Raw genomic sequence first — 2,037 nt, 5'->3', positions numbered from 1 at the left:
ATTTTGAAAATCATTGGAATTATACAATGTACAATTATATAAAACATAAATTGCCGGAAGATTGGAAATACACGGGATTAAATTATTCGGAGATGATTGATGGTGAAGAATAATAATTGGATGATATACTCATAATTTCACAAAATATTTGAGCGATTTTTCATTGGAAGTGTGGCAATAAATTAGTATAATTGGCCAATACAAAAAAAGAAGGATTGTGAAAAATTCTGTTAAAATAATTAAATTAGAATTTAGTAGAGGATTGTTAAATTCTCCGGACATTCCTCGTTTCAGACAATTTCTTGCGGAAAAGTTCCCGAAATATAGTCATATTCATAATCATTTGGATAATGGAAAATTTAGATATGTATATCCCGATATTCAATTTAAAATAATTGATAAAATTCCAATGGTACTCGGATTTGGTGCAGGAATTGACATATTGAAAGATGTATTTTTAGAAGTTGATGAAATGAAAATTCTTGATAAAAATATTCAAATATTTGATAAATCAATAAAAATATATGAATCAAAAATTGGTATTAGTGAAAGGATTATCAGATATAAATTTTTGTCGCCTTGGATGGCTTTAAATCAGAAGAATTATGACGAATATAAAAAATTGAGTTTGATGAAGCGAGTGGAAAAAATAAATAGAATTTTATGGGGAAATTTTAAAACAATATCTCATGCATTTGATTATTGGATTCCCGACCCCGATAAAATTTCTATTGAGAGTGATTTAAAACCACAGATAAATAAATTCAAGGGGAATACGATGATAACATTTACCGGCGAGTTTAAAACAAATTTTTATTTGCCGAATTATTTGGGAATTGGTAAACAGGTTGCAAGAGGATTTGGAACGGTGATAAAAAGAAATACACAAAAGTGAAATGGAAATATATAAAATGAAACATCGAAATTCACAAAAACGCATTTATGGTGATTACATTTATTTTATTACGGTCAATATTTTTGATAAAAATGATTTTTTTACAGAACCATTGTTTTGCAAATTATGGATTGATGAATTGAAATTATGTAAAAAATTGAAAAAATTCAAATTGTATGCATTTTGTTTAAATTATGATCATTTTCATATTCTCATAAAACCCAATAATGAAATTGCGAATTATTCACAAATAATGCATTTTTTGAAACGGCATTTTACACGGAATGTAAATGTAATTACGGAAGGCGATGATGACGATGTTGATGAAGGCGATGTTGGCCAACATCGCCTTCATCATCGCATTCATCAACAACACCAACATCGCATTCATGAACAACAACATCAACAACATCAACAACATCAACAACATCAACAACATCAACATCATCGCATTCATCAACAAAACCCATTTACGGAATTCGATAAAATCGTGTTCAAATATCGCAAACAATATATTGAAAAATTTGGAGAAAAAATCCACCACCCCAAATTCAAATGGCAAAAATCATTTCATGACCATTATATTCGCAATAAAAAGGATTTTGAAAATCATTGGAATTATACAATGTACAATTATATAAAACATAAATTGCCGGAAGATTGGAAATACACGGGATTAAATTATCCGGAGATGATTGATGGGAAATATTGAGGGAAATATCCGCATATCATCAATAATTCAGGAAATTGGGGGAAGGATAGGTTTTGTTAAATTGAGGGAAAATTATGAGATTGAAAAAGCAAACCCCACCGAAGCGGGGTTTAAGACATAGTGTCTACGGCATATAGCCTTATTGTGACAAGATGCAGTGTAAACTTAATATGTAAAAATGTATAAATCAACAAAAAATTTAAAAAAATAAAAGGATGGAATAAAATGAGTAAAACTTTAGGATTAGATTTAGGAACAAATTCTGTTGGTTGGGCGATTATTGAGAAAGAAAAAAATACACAAAATAAAATTACAACATCATTGATTGATAAAGGTGTTATTATTTTTTCTGAAGGTGTAAAAAATGAAAAGGGACAGGAAAGTTCACGAGCTGCTGAAAGAACAGAATTTAGAAGTGCAAGAAAATTAA

General features: G+C 29.1%; 3 protein-coding genes. All 3 read left to right on the top strand.

Annotated elements, in window-relative coordinates; translation table 11 throughout:
• Window positions 1–217: 217 nt before the first annotated feature.
• Window positions 218–895 carry a CRISPR-associated endonuclease Cas6 gene (locus U9R42_11870; GenBank protein MEA3496720.1) on the top strand — a complete coding sequence of 226 codons (678 nt, stop codon included), beginning with the start codon at window positions 218–220 and terminating at the stop codon, window positions 893–895.
• 16 nt (window positions 896–911) lie between these two features.
• Complete coding sequence (locus U9R42_11865) at window positions 912–1,607, top strand: hypothetical protein (GenBank protein MEA3496719.1); 696 nt, start codon at window positions 912–914, stop codon at window positions 1,605–1,607.
• Between the two features lie 225 nt (window positions 1,608–1,832).
• Window positions 1,833–2,037 (top strand): hypothetical protein (locus U9R42_11860; protein ID MEA3496718.1); only part of this gene is annotated, 205 nt, incomplete at its 3' end.

The sequence above is a fragment of the Bacteroidota bacterium genome (assembly GCA_034723125.1).
GTDB lineage: Bacteria > Bacteroidota > Bacteroidia > CAILMK01 > JAAYUY01 > JAYEOP01.
Note: the sequence above shows the minus strand (reverse complement) of the source record. Positions and strands in the feature narration are given on the sequence as shown.

Coding starts and splice junctions, on each gene's coding strand:
- U9R42_11865 (MEA3496719.1), top strand. CDS start 912: ATGAAACATCGAAATTCACAAAAACGCATTTATGGTGATTACATTTAT.